This is a genomic window from Oleomonas cavernae, assembly GCF_003590945.1.
In the GTDB taxonomy this organism is placed as follows: domain Bacteria; phylum Pseudomonadota; class Alphaproteobacteria; order Zavarziniales; family Zavarziniaceae; genus Zavarzinia; species Zavarzinia cavernae.
The window spans coordinates 150,497-163,996 of sequence record NZ_QYUK01000016.1; the positions used below are offsets into that span (position 1 = coordinate 150,497).

General features: G+C 66.0%; 16 protein-coding genes and 1 pseudogene. 9 read left to right on the forward strand and 8 right to left on the reverse strand.

Annotated elements, in window-relative coordinates; genetic code table 11:
- The first annotated feature begins 4 nt into the window (after positions 1-4).
- On the forward strand, positions 5-808 hold the full coding sequence (locus D3874_RS25950; protein WP_119782624.1) for a quinoprotein dehydrogenase-associated SoxYZ-like carrier: 804 nt from the start codon (positions 5-7) through the stop codon (positions 806-808).
- 149 nt (positions 809-957) lie between these two features.
- Here the strand turns inward: D3874_RS25950 and D3874_RS25955 are convergent, their stop codons facing one another.
- From D3874_RS25955 to D3874_RS25970, 4 genes are all read right to left on the reverse strand, one after another.
- The gene (locus D3874_RS25955) at positions 958-1,296 is read right to left on the reverse strand and encodes a hypothetical protein (RefSeq protein ID WP_199699364.1); all 339 of its coding nucleotides are present in this window, start codon (positions 1,294-1,296) and stop codon (positions 958-960) included.
- 7 nt (positions 1,297-1,303) lie between these two features.
- Complete coding sequence (locus tag D3874_RS25960; protein WP_147385872.1) at positions 1,304-1,972, reverse strand: hypothetical protein; 669 nt, start codon at positions 1,970-1,972, stop codon at positions 1,304-1,306.
- A gap of 175 nt (positions 1,973-2,147) precedes the next feature.
- Positions 2,148-2,852, reverse strand: coding sequence for a response regulator transcription factor (locus tag D3874_RS25965; RefSeq protein ID WP_119782626.1), 705 nt, complete (start codon positions 2,850-2,852; stop codon positions 2,148-2,150).
- A 19-nt stretch (positions 2,853-2,871) separates the two neighbouring features.
- Complete coding sequence (locus D3874_RS25970) at positions 2,872-4,419, reverse strand: sensor histidine kinase (protein WP_119782627.1); 1,548 nt, start codon at positions 4,417-4,419, stop codon at positions 2,872-2,874.
- Positions 4,420-4,810: 391 nt separating this feature from the next.
- Between D3874_RS25970 and D3874_RS29690 the strand changes: the two genes are divergently transcribed.
- The 7 genes and pseudogenes from D3874_RS29690 (at position 4,811) to D3874_RS26000 (ending at position 9,783) form a co-directional block, all read left to right on the forward strand.
- Entirely contained in the window at positions 4,811-5,383 is a 573-nt protein-coding gene (locus D3874_RS29690) for an ABC transporter substrate-binding protein (protein ID WP_199699365.1), read from the forward strand.
- Positions 5,380-5,973 (forward strand): type 1 periplasmic-binding domain-containing protein, encoded by a 594-nt coding sequence (locus D3874_RS29695; protein WP_199699366.1) that lies wholly within the window; start codon positions 5,380-5,382, stop codon positions 5,971-5,973. Before D3874_RS29690 ends, D3874_RS29695 begins: the two co-directional genes overlap by 4 nt.
- A gap of 43 nt (positions 5,974-6,016) precedes the next feature.
- The gene (locus D3874_RS25980) at positions 6,017-6,991 is read left to right on the forward strand and encodes a YVTN family beta-propeller repeat protein (protein ID WP_119782628.1); all 975 of its coding nucleotides are present in this window, start codon (positions 6,017-6,019) and stop codon (positions 6,989-6,991) included.
- Positions 6,992-7,038: 47 nt separating this feature from the next.
- Positions 7,039-7,527: an SRPBCC family protein gene (locus D3874_RS25985; RefSeq protein WP_119782629.1), complete on the forward strand. Its 489-nt coding sequence runs from the start codon at positions 7,039-7,041 to the stop codon at positions 7,525-7,527.
- A 75-nt stretch (positions 7,528-7,602) separates the two neighbouring features.
- Complete coding sequence (locus D3874_RS25990) at positions 7,603-8,346, forward strand: ABC transporter ATP-binding protein (protein WP_233560380.1); 744 nt, start codon at positions 7,603-7,605, stop codon at positions 8,344-8,346.
- Positions 8,343-9,184: pseudogene (locus tag D3874_RS25995) on the forward strand (ABC transporter permease). The gene D3874_RS25990 and the pseudogene D3874_RS25995 overlap by 4 nt, the downstream one beginning before the upstream one ends.
- Positions 9,181-9,783, forward strand: coding sequence for a hypothetical protein (locus D3874_RS26000; protein ID WP_119782631.1), 603 nt, complete (start codon positions 9,181-9,183; stop codon positions 9,781-9,783). The pseudogene D3874_RS25995 and the gene D3874_RS26000 overlap by 4 nt, the downstream one beginning before the upstream one ends.
- 4 nt (positions 9,784-9,787) lie before the next feature.
- On the opposite strand, the gene pqqE is transcribed toward D3874_RS26000, so the two are convergent.
- The 4 genes from pqqE to pqqA are packed head-to-tail and all read right to left on the reverse strand — an operon-like array spanning position 9,788 to position 12,674.
- On the reverse strand, positions 9,788-10,873 hold the full coding sequence (gene pqqE / locus D3874_RS26005) for a pyrroloquinoline quinone biosynthesis protein PqqE (protein WP_119782632.1): 1,086 nt from the start codon (positions 10,871-10,873) through the stop codon (positions 9,788-9,790).
- Positions 10,870-11,583, reverse strand: a complete 714-nt coding sequence (gene pqqC, locus D3874_RS26010) for a pyrroloquinoline-quinone synthase PqqC (protein ID WP_408900002.1) — start codon at positions 11,581-11,583, stop codon at positions 10,870-10,872. The genes pqqE and pqqC overlap by 4 nt, the downstream gene beginning before the upstream one ends.
- A gap of 8 nt (positions 11,584-11,591) precedes the next feature.
- Positions 11,592-12,506 carry a pyrroloquinoline quinone biosynthesis protein PqqB gene (gene pqqB, locus D3874_RS26015; RefSeq protein ID WP_119782634.1) on the reverse strand — a complete coding sequence of 305 codons (915 nt, stop codon included), beginning with the start codon at positions 12,504-12,506 and terminating at the stop codon, positions 11,592-11,594.
- A 39-nt stretch (positions 12,507-12,545) separates the two neighbouring features.
- The gene (gene pqqA, locus D3874_RS29700; RefSeq protein ID WP_199699367.1) at positions 12,546-12,674 is read right to left on the reverse strand and encodes a pyrroloquinoline quinone precursor peptide PqqA; all 129 of its coding nucleotides are present in this window, start codon (positions 12,672-12,674) and stop codon (positions 12,546-12,548) included.
- A gap of 267 nt (positions 12,675-12,941) precedes the next feature.
- On the opposite strand from pqqA, the gene D3874_RS26025 reads away from it, so the two are divergent.
- Positions 12,942-13,442 (forward strand): DUF2380 domain-containing protein, encoded by a 501-nt coding sequence (locus tag D3874_RS26025; protein ID WP_119782635.1) that lies wholly within the window; start codon positions 12,942-12,944, stop codon positions 13,440-13,442.
- Positions 13,443-13,500: the final 58 nt, after the last annotated feature.

Consider the following 13,500-nt stretch of genomic DNA (forward strand, 5'->3'; position numbering starts at 1 on the left):
ACCCATGTTGTCCCGTATGCGCCATCTCGCCATCCAGGTGGCTGCGGCCGCGATGATCCTGGGCGCCACGGCGGCCGCCCGGGCCGCCGAGGACGAGGCCACCTGGACCTCGATCAAGCCCGACATCTTCGGCGAACGCGCCATCGCCGCCGATGCCGGGGTCATCTCGCTCGATGCGCCGGACCGGGCCGAGGATGCGGCCCTGGTGCCGATCGACATCCATATCGCGATCCCTGAGGCCGACCATCGCGCCGTCGTCGTGGTAACCCTGGTGGTCGACGAGAATCCCTCTCCCGTGGTCGCGACCTTCACCCTGGGCGAGGCGACCCGGCACTTCGACCTGTCGACGCGGGTGCGCGTGAACGCCTATTCCTATGTTCGCGCCGTGGCGCAGACCAGCGACGGCACGCTCTACATGGCGCGGGCCTTCGTCAAGGCCTCGGGCGGCTGCTCGTCGCCCGCGGTCAAGGACCCGGCGGAGGCCAAGGCCAACCTGGGCAAGATGCGCTTCCGCGTCTTTGCCGGAACCGGGCGGGACGAAGCGCAGGTCCAGATCCGCCATCCCAACTATTCCGGCCTGCAGATGGATCAGGTGACCCGCCTCTATACGCCGGCATGGTTCGTCCAGACCCTGTCGGTCACCCAGGGCGAGACCATCCTGTTCACCATGGAAGGCGGCATTTCGATCAGCGAGGATCCCACCTTCCGCTTCAGCTATCGCGCCGACGGCCGCCCCGTCACGGTGGAGGCCAAGGACACCGAGGGCCACGTCTTCCGCCAGGGCTTTACCGGCGATGGCGGCACCTGACCTGTAGCCCTGCAGCCAAGGCGGGCCATGTAATCGTTGCCGTCATCCCGGCGAAGGCCGGGATCCATCCTGGGCCAGCACGAGATGTCGCAATGGATTCCGGCCTTCGCCGGAATGACGGTGGAGGGAAAGCTTACGGCCGCCAGCCGCTACTTGAAGCAGCGGATCTCGGCTTCCGCCTGGGTTCGCCGCAAGTCGGCGACGATGTCGTCGAACTGCTTGGTACTGCGGAACACATTGGCCTGCAGCCCGATGCCCTGGCGCATCGACAGGATCGTTTCGGCTTCGACATAGCGGTCATAGGGCAGGATCGAGGCGATGACGTCGATCGAGCAGGAGCACCGCTGCATGGCATCATGGGTCTGGCCGTTCGCCGCCATGCAACCGAAGACATAGTCGACGCGGGCCTCGGTCGGGTAGTCGTTCTCGAAGGCCGGCGCGGCCGCCGCCGCCAGGGTCGGCGGGCAAAAGGCGAGCAATGCCGCCACGATCGCTTCAATCGGCCTTGGCATCATAGACAATCTTCTCGTCAAGCAGCGATGCCCCCTGCCCGTTGTCGGCAGCCACGTGGATTTCGACAACCTCGCCCGGGATCTCTTTGGTTACGGTAAAGTCATAGGTCATGGTGTCGAGGCCCAGCATGCGATCCTTGTTGGGATCATCCTTGAAGGGAGTGATGCGCACACGCCAACCGGGCAGCGTGCGGCCGCCGGCCTCGACCGGCCCCGCCTCGACCGTGGCCTTGTCGCGCAGGCTGCCGCGGATCGCATTCTTCAGGTAGCGCGGGTTGACATGAAGCTGGGTCGACAGCACGCCGATGTGATTCTCCAGGAACAGGCTGACCATCGGGTTGCCTGTCATGTCCTCGAACGGGCCCGCGGCGCGCCGGTGTTCGCCGGTGAACAATTCAACCGCCACCGTGCGGGTCTCGGCCCGGCTGCCCGGCGTGATGGAGAGGCGAACCCGGTCGCTGAACGACGGGCCCAGCACCGCGTCATCGGCGGTCCGGCGGCTGTAGGCATAGGTCAGGACATCGCCGGGATGCGTGTTGTCGAGCTGCGGCTCTTCAAACAGCAGGGTCCCGGCATCGGGCGGCACCTCCCCGGCCCGCGCCAGACCACCGTGGACGGTAGCCCCCGCCGCCGCAATGGCCACGGCAAACAAAAACCACGGACTCCTCACACGCATTCTCCCTGGCGCCGGGCCGCTAATCGCCGCCCGTCAATTGTTTTTAAGAGGATTATAAGATCTGCATTTCCCTTTATCAGAAGAAACGGCGATCATTACTGTCCGCTGCCTTGCTCTATACGGCAAGGAAAAAGCCCGCGCCCGCTGATGCTCAGCGTGACAGCGCGCTGTTGCCGGCCATGTTGAGCATGAAGCCACGGCCGCGCACGGTGCCGATCGAGGGGCCCCCGACCCGCGTGATATCGGTGAACTTCCCGCGCAGATAGCCGACATAGACGTCGACGACGTTGAGGGAGACCCCGCCCTGGGTTGCCCACAGGCGGTCGAAGATGTCGCTGCGCGACACCGGATGGTTGGCACTGTGCATCAGCAGGGCCAGAAGCTCGGCCTCGCGCTGGGTCAGCTTGATGTGCACGGTGCCGAAATGCGCCTGGCGCGTCTCCAGGTCGAGGATCAGGCGCCCGGCGATCAGTCGGGTACGCTCGTCCATGCCGACCGAGCGGTGCAGCAGGTGGGCCCGCAGGCGCGCCACCAGTTCGTCGAACTGGAAGGGCTTGACGATATAGTCGTCGGCCCCGGCCATCAGGCCATCGGCCCGGTCGCTGACTTCATCCTTGGCACTGAGAAACAGGATCGGGCCGGTATGGCCGTATTCGCGCAGCGAACGGCAGACATCGAGGCCCGAGCCGTCCGGCAGCACCATGTCGAGCAGCACGGCGCAGGGGTTGATCTCCTTGGCGGCGCCCAGCGCCTTGTCGGCCCGGTCGACCACGGTCACGTCGAAGCCGTCGGCCTTCAGGCCGCGGATCAAGAAGGAACCGATATCGGCGTCGTCCTCGACAAGAAGTACGTTCATCGCGTCGTTACCCTGCGCTTCAGTTCCCGCTGGCGGCGGTGGGCAGAACGATGGTCACCCTGGTGCCGCGCCTGGAGTCCTCATCCGATGATATAAGGATGCTGCCGTCATGTCGCGCAATGATCCAGCGGGCCAGGGCCAGGCCAATGCCAAAGCCCGATTTCTCGGCTGAATTGCGGCGGGCAAAGCGCTGGAACACCTGTTCGCGCGCCTCCGGGGGGATGCCGCAGCCATCGTCGGCCACGGTAATGGAAGCCCCCGCCGCCCCCGCCGACAGCGAGACCACGATGGCCGTTGCCCCCGTCGCGTGCCGAATCGCGTTGTCGATCAGGCCTTCGACCACCTGGCGCAGCCATTCGGCGTCGGCCCTGGCCTCGACCGGGGTGTCCGGCAGGTCCAGCCGCAGTTCGAGCCCCTGCCGCCGCGCCGAGATCGCAAAAGACTCGACCGCATCGCTCAGCACCGATTGCAGCGCCGCCTGCCGAAAATCCAGGTCGATCTCGCCGCTTTCCGAGCGGGCGACGCGCAGCAGATCCTCCACCCGGCGATGCAGGCGCAGGGCGCGCTGGCGGATGGTGGTCAGGATGGGCCTGACCGTTTCGGCCGGGATCGAGGTCGCCCGCAAGGCCACGTCGCACTCGCCCAGCACCACGGTCAGCGGCGTGCGCAGTTCGTGGCTGACATCGGCAAAGAACCGTCGGCGCGAGCGATCGATCGCGCCGAGCTGTTCATTGGCCTTGGTCAGGTCCGCCGTCCGCTCGGCGACTGTCCGTTCCAGATTGGCCCGGTCCTCCGACAGGCGCCGTTCGCGCTGGGCCAGCATCGACGCCATGCGGTTGAACCGCGCCACCACCAGCCCCAGTTCGTCGCGCGCACCGATCGGCAGGCGGGTCTCCAGGTCACCCCGCGCCACGGCCTTGGCGGCATGCTCGATGGAGACGATGCGCTGCAACAGGGGCAGCGTGATCCGGCGGTGCAACAAAACGGCGGCGACCAGCGCCAGCAGCGCGGCGGCCAGCGCCCCCTCGACCAGCCGGCGCGAGGTTTGTCGCAAGGAATCGCGCCCGGCCGCCACGGCCCGGCGCTCGGCCTCGACCAGCGACGACAGGGCCGGCCCGGCCGACAAGGCAAAAACGTTGAGCGCCCCGCGAATGGCATCCCCGCGGCTCAGCGTGCCGGGCTCGTCCAGGGCTCGGCCGACCGATGCGTCCAGCGTCCGGAAGTCGGCACGAAGATGGGCCGACACCCGGCCGCCGCCCGCGCCCGGATCGGCTTGCCCCTGCGCCGCATCGAAGGCGACCAGGGCTTCCTCGGTCTGCGCGCGCAAGTCTGCCAGGCGCGTGCGGCTGGGCGAGGTGGCGTTGGTGCTGTCGATCGAGGCCAGCGCATAGTCGGTCAGCCGCCCGGAAATCTCGGCCAGCAGGTCGAGCCGATGCTGCGACGCCATCAACCGCTCCAGCGCCCGATCCGACACCTGCACGGCAAAGAAAATACCCGCGGCTGCCAGGACGGTGAGCATGGCCACACCGCCGACGAGAAACAGAAGCCTGGCCCTGATCGATCCCATGCCTGCCTGAAGCCGAGCTTCCTCCACAGCGTTTCTACGGCCGCCATCGCGGCAATCTGGCATGCTTCGCGCACCTGAAAAAGCGCGAAGATTGCGCGGATTATCGCCGGCACCGGGCCTTGGCGCGGCCACATGGCATGCAACAGGTCCGATAGCATCGCCGCGGCCCTGCCCATCGCGGCAAGCGCTGAAACCAGCATTGTTCTCTTGATTGTCGATCGGTGAACTTGATCGATCACGCAGGCCATCAAATACTATCGGCTTATGAATTTTATTATTTTCAACTTACATCTAATACCTTGACTGAGAAACAGGCCCCTGAATAATCGGGGCCATGAACAATAGACGGCGTGCATTACCGATCATTGGAACGGCGCTTGTCGGTTTGACGATGGCGGTTACCACCGCCTGGCCCGGCTCGAGCCGGGCTCAGGCGACGCCCCCATCGATCGAGGTTCGCATCGGCCTTGTCGGCCACAAGAGCCAGCCGCCGGCGCTCTACGAGCTCGACCCGACACCGCCGGACGAAGGCGCGGCGGGGGCCCGGCTTGCCATCGAAGACAACAATACCACCGGCAAGTTCACCCATCAGCGCTACGCCCTCGACGAGGCGACACTGGCTGCCGGGCAATCCGCCGTCGAGGCAGCAACGCGGCTGGTCGACGGCGGCGCCGGCTTCCTGATCCTGGACCTGCCGGCCGACGAGTTGCTCGGCGTGGCCGATGCGTTGGCGGCGCGGAACGTCATCCTGTTCAATGCCCAGGCGCAAGACGACCGGCTGCGCAATGCCGACTGCCGCGCCAATCTCTTTCACATCGCGCCCAGCCGCGCCATGGTCACCGACGCCCTGGCCCAGGTCATGACCGCGAAGCGCTGGGCCGATCTGTTCCTGATCGTCGGCCCCGGCCCGAGGACCAGCTCTACGCCGAGGCGGTGCGGCGTTCCGCGAAGAAATTCGGCTTGAAGATCGTGGCGGAAAAGAACTGGGACTTCGGCGCGCTCGCCCGCGCCCGCGGCGACAGCGTCACCCAGGCGGAAGCCCTGGTCTTCACCCGCGGGGTCGACTACGACATCATGATCGTGGCCGACGAAGCAGCCGATTTCGGCGACTATATTTCCTACCACACCTGGGATCCCAAACTGGTGGCGGGCACCCAGGGCCTGGTCGCCACCCCCTGGCACCGCGCCCAGGACGCCTGGGGTTCGGCGCAACTACAAAGCCGTTTCTACAAGGCGGCCGGGCGCACCATGCGGCCGGTCGACTATCAGGCCTGGGTTGCCGTGCGCGCGATCGGCGAAGCGGTTACGCGCCTCAAATCGGCCGACCCGCAGGCGGTTGCCGGCTTCATGGTCGACCCGGATTTCCAGATCGCAGCCTTCAAGGGCGTTCCGGTCAGCTTCCGGCCCTGGGACCACCAGTTGCGTCAGCCGCTGCTGATCGCGCAGGCCATGGCAATCGTGACGGTTTCGCCGCAGGCAGGCTTCCTGCACCAGCGCACGCCGCTCGACACGCTGGGCTTCGATCAACCGGAAAGCACCTGCCGCTTGCCATGACAGGAAGGGGCGGATCAACCGCGCCGTTTGGGAGGAATGTGGAATGTGGCGCCCGATCTTGCTTGGCATGATACTGGTTACAGGTGTCGGGATTGCCATCCCGGCCGCCGCCTACACCGTCTATGTCTCGAACGAGAAGGGCAACTCGATCAGCGTGATCGATTCCGTGACCATGGCGGTAACGAATACCGTTGCGGTCGGCCGGCGGCCGCGCGGCATCACCATCAGCAACGACGGCAAGTTCCTGTTTCTCGCTGCCAGCGACGAAGACGGCGTGCAGGTGATCGATACCGCCACGATGAAAGTGGTGCGCACCCTGCAATCGGGCCCGGACCCCGAACTGTTCATTCTTCACCCGTCCGGCAACCCGCTCTACATCGCCAACGAAGACGATGCCCTCGTAACCGTGGTGGACGTGGAAAAAAACCAGATCCTGGCGCAGGTGCCGGTGGGGGTGGAGCCCGAGGGCATGGGCATCAGCCCGGACGGCAAGATGCTGGTCAACACCTCCGAAACCACCAACATGGCCCACTTCATCGATACCACGACCTTCCAGGTGATCGACAGCGTCCTGGTCGATTCAAGGCCCCGCTTCGCCGAATTCAACAGAGACGGCAGCAGGCTGTGGGTCAGTTCCGAAGTCGGCGGCAGCATTGCCGTCATCGACCCGAAGACGCGGCAGATCATCAAGACGATCGAGTTCGAAATTCCCGGCGTGACCCGGGAAGCGATCCAGCCGGTGGGCGTGCGCGTCACCAGCGACGGCAAGTATGCCTTTGCCGCCCTGGGCCCCGCCAACCGCGTCGCCGTCATCAACGGCGAAACGCTGGAGGTCGAGAAATACCTGCTGGTCGGCCAGCGGGTCTGGCAACTGGCCTTCACCCCGGACCAGAAATTCCTCTACGCCACCAACGGCAATTCCAACGACGTTTCGATCATCGACGTCGCCGAGTTGAAGGTGGTGAAGACGATCGCCGTCGGTGAAGCGCCCTGGGGCGTGGTGGTCTCGCCCCGGTGATCGGCCCTGCCCCGTCAATCAACAAGAAAATCGAGAGGATACCCATCATGCGAAACCTGTCCCTTTGTGCCGGCGCGGCGCTCGCGCTACTCGTCGGCGGCCAGGCCCTGGCGGCCGAGAACAGCAACCGGGTCGAAGCCAAGGCGACGCCTGACCAGGCCTGGGCGCTGATCGGCGATTTCTGCGGCATCAAGAATTGGCACCCTGCCATCGCGACCTGCGAATTGTCGGAAATGGATGGTGCCAAGATCAGGACGCTGACGGCAAAGGACGGCGCCAAATTCGTCGAGAAGCTGGTCAAGTGGGATGATGCGGGCAGGTCCTACACCTACGCGATCCTGGAGAGTCCGCTGCCGGTCGAGAAGTATGTCTCGACCCTGAAGGTCGAGGAGGACGACGAGCCGGGCAAGGTGGCAATCATCTGGTCGTCGAGCTTCGAGCCCAAGGGGGTTTCCGAGACCGATGCGCGCAAGGTCGTCGCCGATATCTATGTCGCCGGCCTGCTCGCGCTGAAGAACACGCTCAAGGGCAAGTGATGGCGGGTAAGTGATGGCGGGCCGGGTGCCCGATCGGTATCCTCCTCCCATGCGGTCACAGCCCGGGACATGATTGTGGCACCACCAGAATCCCTGCCGGCCTTGTCGATCAACGGCCTCGGCCATCGCTTCGGTGCAAGGGAGGCTTTGGCCGGCATCTCGCTCGAGGTGCCGGCCGGGCGCTTCGTTGCCCTGCTGGGCCCCAACGGGGCCGGCAAGACCACGTTGTTTTCGGTCGTCACCCGCCTCTACAACAATCAGTCGGGGGTCATTTCGGTCTTCGGGCACGACCTGCGCCGGGCCCCCTCCCGCGCCCTGGCCGAACTCGGCGTCGTGTTCCAAAGCCGCACCCTCGACCCCGACCTAACGGTGCGCCAGAACCTGGCCTATCACGCCGCCCTGCACGGCCTGGCCGGCCGGGCCGTGCGGGCGCGCATCGAGCATCTGCTGATCCGCGCCGGCCTGGGCGAGAAGATCGACGACAAGGTGCGGATCCTCTCGGGCGGCCAGGCGCGCCGGGTCGAGATCGCGCGCGCCCTGGTCCACGCGCCGCGCCTGCTGCTGCTCGACGAGCCGACCGTCGGCCTCGACCTCGCAGCCCGCGCCGGCATTGTCGACAGCGTGCGCCAACTGGTCCGCGACGACGGCATCTCGGTCCTGTGGGCGACCCATATCTTCGAGGAAATCGCGCCCGAGGATGCCGTCTACGTGCTGCACGAGGGCAATATCGTGGCCGCGGGCACGGCCGCCTCGCTGGCCGAGGAAAGCGGGTCGACCCTGGCGACCGCGTTCCGCAAGCTGACGGAGCAGGCCCGATGACGCCCGCCGCACCCTCGCGCCTCGGCCTTGCCGGCTACCTGGTTTGCCTGGGCGGCATCACCCGGCGCGAGCTGTTGCGCTTCGTCAACCAGCGCGAGCGCTTTCTGTCCGCCCTGGTACGGCCCCTGATCTGGCTGTTCATCTTCGCCGCCGGCTTTCGCAGCGTGCTCGGCGTCTCGATCCAGCCGCCCTACGAGACCTATATTCTCTACGAGGTCTACGTCGTGCCGGGGCTGGCCGTGATGATCCAGCTTTTCTACGGCATGCAGTCGTCGCTCTCGATGGTCTATGACCGCGAGGTCGGCTCCATGCGCGTGCTGCTCAGCAGCCCGTTCCCGCGCTGGTCCCTGCTGCTGGCCAAGCTCCTGGCCAGCGTGCTGGTCTCCGTCGCCCAGGTCTATGTGTTCTTGGGATAGCCTTGTTCTGGGAGGTCGACGCGCCGGCGCTGGGTTATCTCCTGGCCCTGCCCGCCTTCGTGCTGACCGGCCTGATGCTGGGCGCAATCGGGCTGTTCCTGTCGTCGCTGATCAAGCAGTTGGAAAACTTCGCCAGCGTGATGAATTTCGTGATCTTCCCGATGTTCTTCGCCTCGTCGGCGCTCTATCCGCTGTGGCGGATCCGCGAGGCGAGTGAAACACTCTATGTCATCTGCCTGGCCAACCCGTTCAGCCATGCCGTGGAACTGATCCGCTTTGCCCTGTACGGCGCCTTCGAGCCCGTATCCCTTGCCGTGGTCGCCGGCACGACCGCCGCATTCTTCGTTGCCGCCGCCGTGGCCTACGATCCCGTGCGGGGGTTGATGGCCCGTCGCGGCGGGCCCAGAGGAGAAGCACCATGAGGCCCCGCATCCTTGCCGCCCTGTGCCTGATCCTGGCCGCCCCGGCCCAGGCCCAGGCTCCGGCCGACCCGGACTGGCCGTGCATTCAGCGCAAGGTCGGCACGATCAGCGCCGGCACCGTCTGGAGCGGTCCCGACCTTGCCAGCGCCGGGCCGTGGGACAAGGATTTCGACGCCGCGGCCCTGGCGCAGAAGCTTGCTTCGCGGCGCACGCCGATGGCCGAGGTCGACGGCCTGATCGAGGCCTTCGCCCAGGCCGCCGGGCCTGAGAAGAGCGTGCGCCTGACCCGGGTCTTTGCCGGCGTGCTGGAGCTGACCAACACCGAGCGGGACCGCATCCTGAACGGCATCACCCGCTATGCCCGCGGCCAGCACAAGCTCGCCGACCGGATCCGGGAAGCGAGCGACAAGGTGGGCGAAGCCAAGGATTCACCGATGGCCGCGGAATCCAAGGAAACCCTGGAACTGGAAAACCAGTTGCAGTGGGATACCCGGATCTTCGAGGAACGCCGCCGGTCCCTGACCTATGTCTGCGAGACGCCGGTCCTGCTGGAACAGCGGGTCTTCGAGATTGCCCGCCGCATCCAGCAGCGGCTGTGACGGGTTACGCGCCGCCGATCCGGCGATAGGTGTTGATCACCGCTGGCCCGGCCGCCGCCTGCCGGGCCAGATCGAACAATTGCGCATGGGCCGGCGACAATTGGCAGGCCGGATCGGTCGCCGCCGCGGTGCCGGTCAGGGCCAGGGCCTGGCAGCGGCAGCCGCCCCAGTCGATCTCCTTGCGCTCGCAGCTTTGGCACGGCTCGGGCATCCAGTCCGTCCCGCGAAAGGCCGCGAAGGCCGGGTCGTTGGCCCAGATGTCGGCGAGCCGGCGGCCCCGGATGTTGGCGAAGCTGAGGCCCGGAATGGTCTCGGCCGCGTGGCAGGGCAGGATGTTGCCGGTGGGCGAGACATTGACGAAGCGCCGGCCCCAGCCGCCCATGCAGGCCTTGGGCCGCCGGGCATAGTAATCGGGGATCACGTAATCGATCAGCAGCCGCCCGCCCAGGCGCAACCGCTCCGCCTCGACCAGGGCGGTGGCGGCATCGAGCTGGTCCAGCGTCGGCATCAGGTAGTCGCGGTTCTTCAGCGCCCAGCCGTAATACTGGACATGGGCGATCTCGATGCGCTCGGCCCCCACATCCTCGGCAAAGGCGATCATCTCGTCCAGGCGATCCAGGTTCTGGCGATGCACCACCGCATTGATGGTCAGGGCCAGGCCCGCCTGGTGCACCTCCTGCGCCGCCGCGCGTTTCTTCTGTAACCCGCCGGGATAGGCACTGATCTTGTCGGCATTGGCGGGGTCGGTGTCCTGAATCGAAATCTGCACATGGTCGAGGCCGGCCTCGACCAGAACCTCGAGCTTCTCACGGTCCAGCAGCACGCCCGAGGTGATCAGGTTGCTGTACAGCCCGGCCGCGCGGGCGTGGCCGACAAGCTGGGGCAGGTCGCGCCGCACCAGGGGCTCGCCGCCCGAGAAGTGGATTTGCAGAATGCCCAGCGCCGCCGCCTCGTCGATCAGGCGCAGCCACTCCCCGGTGTCCAGTTCGTCGGCCACCCGCGCCAATTCGATCGGGTTGGAACAATAGGGACACTGCAACGGGCAGCGATGCGTCACCTCCGCCAGCAGGGCCAGGGGGGCGTCGATCATGGTTGCCACGCGCCCGGTGTCACCAGGCCCGGCTCGACATAGGCGAAGTGCAGGGCATCGAGCTGCGCCCAGAGCACATCGCATTTGAAGGTCAGGGCCGCAATCACCGCCTGTTGCTGGTCGGGCCGGCGCGCCTCGCGCTTGACATAGTCCAGGGCGAAATCGGCGTCGCGCGGGGCCTGGGTCAGGCGCTTGTCGAAATAGGCCAGGGCCTCCTTCGAGACGAAGTCGTAATTGGCCAGCATCCCGGCCACCCGGTTGGCGATGATGCCGGGCGCAAACAACTCAGTCAGCGACGAGGCGATGGCTTCCAGCAACGGCCGCTCGGCCACGAAATGGACGTAGGCGTCGACCGCGAAGCGCGTGGCCGGCAGGACCCCGCGGGCGGAGGCGACATAGGCCCGGTCGAAGCCCAGGGAATCGGTCAGCCGCAGCCAGCGCTCGATCCCGCCGTCGCCCTCGCGCTCGCCGTCGTGATCGATGATGCGCTGGCGCCAGCTTCGGCGCAGGGCCGGATCTTCCAGCCGCGCCAGCAAGGCCGCGTCCTTCAGGGGAATCCGGCTTTGGTAGTAATAGCGGTTCAGTGCCCAGGCGCGAACCTGGTCGATCGTCAGCTTGCCGCCATGCAGCAGGGCGTGGAAGGGGTGTTTGTCGTGATAGCGCGCGGCGCCGACGGCGCGCAGCGCGGCCTCGAGCTCCTCAGGGGTCATGATCGCGTTCACAGGTGAATTTCCTCCCCATCCACGGGTACGTGCCAGCCCGCTGCTGTCGCGGCAGCGCGTTGCGACGTCCCGTCGACGAGCGCCGGGTTGGTCGTATTGATATGGATAAAGATCCGCCGGCCGATCGACAAGTCGGCCAGGCGGGCCATCGTGCCATCGGGCCCGGACATGCTGACATGCCCCATCCGGTAGCCGGTCTTGGCCGAGGCCCCGAGCAGGATCATCTCGTCATCCTGCCACAGCGTGCCGTCGAACAGCAGCAGATCGGCGCCATCGATACGCCGGCGCAAGGCCTCGTCGATCGCCGCGCAGCCCGGCACGAACACAACCCGGCGGGTGTCATCGGTGATCTCCAGGCCGATCGTGGTGCCCTTTCGCCCGGTCAGGTCGTTCCCGGCCCCTTCGAGGTAGAGCGGCACCTTGCCGGCAACATCGAAGGCGGTGACCGTCACCCCGCCGGCGACCTCGAAGGGAACATCGAGAGCGATCGGCCGGCGCGGCACCCGTTCGGCCGGCAAGGCGCCGAAAATCGGGTTGGCATCGATGGTGCCCAGGGTTTCCGCGGTGCCGTGCAGGGCAAACCGGTGGCCTTCGCGCAGGCTGAGCAGACCGGTGATGAAATCGATCTCGCCGCCGGTCAGCACCACATCGGCGATCGGCGAATGGCGCAACCCCTCCCCCGGCCAAGCCTGCGCCGGCCACAGGGCCGGATTGGCCATGATCTGTGCCCGCAGGTCCGGGGAGGCGTTGATCAAGGTCCAGGCGGCACCGTCGCGGCTGACCGCGATCGAGGCCTGGGTGCGCTGGGGCGCCGCCGGATCACCCTGCCAAGCCTTGAGCGAGGTTGGGGCGCGACAGTTCCACTGTGGAAAACCGCCGCCGGCCGCGGTGCCGAGGAGCAAGATGCGCATGGGGCCTCGACACAGTGCTACCGACGGCAGCCCGTCAGATCAGCGCTCGGCGCAGGCGTAGGCGTTGATTTCCATGCCGACGCGGATTTCGCTGATCCGTGGCTTCGACCATTTCTTCATGTCGTTCTCCCTTGGTTGTGGGCGGTTTTCGCCTTTCGACAGGCTCACTATACCAGTGTGGCGGCGCAATTGGCACGGCCAATTATGGTAGAATTTCTGAAATTTGCCTTATTATTCAAAAAAATAGATGATCTTTCCCAGTAAGTGGGTGCAGGATCATCGGACTTAACTCGCCAATGCGCGAGATTGTTCTTAAGTTCTTATGAATTCCTTAGTTTTCTACCCGGCGCCACGGCTTCTTATGGTTTGCTTATAGTCAGCGGCGGCGCGACTTCTTTACTTGGCCTTGCGCACCTGGCCTTTTGTGGAGGCGCCATGAGAACGCTTCGAAAAACTGCCATCGCCGGCCTGTTCGTCGGCCTCACGGCCCTGTCGGGCACCGCCTATGCCGAGCCGCTGAAAATCCTGCTGCTGCCGTTCAGCTTCTTCGACACCTCGGGCGAGCCGCGCGACCAATCGGCGGACCATGCCCGGCGACTGGCGGCCATCACCAGCGATCTGGCCGCGAAAATCGAGGCGCAGGGCCTGTTCGAGGTCGTCGTGGCACCGGCCGATGCACCGCCCTGCCCGGCCGGCGACAATGATTGCGTTCTGGGCCTGGCCCGCCGGGCCGGCGCCGACCTGATCCTGACCGGTGCGGTACAGAAGGTCAGCACCATGGCGACGCAGCTCTGGGTCGGCGCCTTCGATGCGGGCAACGGCAAGCGCGTCTTCTACAACCAGCTCAGTTTCCGCGGTGATACCGACCAATCCTGGCAGCGGGCCACGGCCTTCCTGTTCGACCAACTCGCCGCGGATCCGCCCAAGAAATCGTAAGACACCTCAACCAACCAAATAACCAAGCAATAAAGGTCCCGCTCGAATTCGGGACCGA

Coding starts and splice junctions, on each gene's coding strand:
- pqqB (WP_119782634.1), bottom strand. CDS start 12,506: ATGCGCATCTTGCTCCTCGGCACCGCGGCCGGCGGCGGTTTTCCACAG.
- D3874_RS25970 (WP_119782627.1), bottom strand. CDS start 4,419: ATGGGATCGATCAGGGCCAGGCTTCTGTTTCTCGTCGGCGGTGTGGCC.
- D3874_RS26025 (WP_119782635.1), top strand. CDS start 12,942: ATGAGAACGCTTCGAAAAACTGCCATCGCCGGCCTGTTCGTCGGCCTC.
- D3874_RS25950 (WP_119782624.1), top strand. CDS start 5: ATGTTGTCCCGTATGCGCCATCTCGCCATCCAGGTGGCTGCGGCCGCG.
- D3874_RS25985 (WP_119782629.1), top strand. CDS start 7,039: ATGCGAAACCTGTCCCTTTGTGCCGGCGCGGCGCTCGCGCTACTCGTC.
- D3874_RS29690 (WP_199699365.1), top strand. CDS start 4,811: ATGGCGGTTACCACCGCCTGGCCCGGCTCGAGCCGGGCTCAGGCGACG.
- pqqC (WP_408900002.1), bottom strand. CDS start 11,583: ATGACCCCTGAGGAGCTCGAGGCCGCGCTGCGCGCCGTCGGCGCCGCG.
- pqqE (WP_119782632.1), bottom strand. CDS start 10,873: ATGATCGACGCCCCCCTGGCCCTGCTGGCGGAGGTGACGCATCGCTGC.
- D3874_RS25980 (WP_119782628.1), top strand. CDS start 6,017: ATGTGGCGCCCGATCTTGCTTGGCATGATACTGGTTACAGGTGTCGGG.
- D3874_RS26000 (WP_119782631.1), top strand. CDS start 9,181: ATGAGGCCCCGCATCCTTGCCGCCCTGTGCCTGATCCTGGCCGCCCCG.
- D3874_RS25965 (WP_119782626.1), bottom strand. CDS start 2,852: ATGAACGTACTTCTTGTCGAGGACGACGCCGATATCGGTTCCTTCTTG.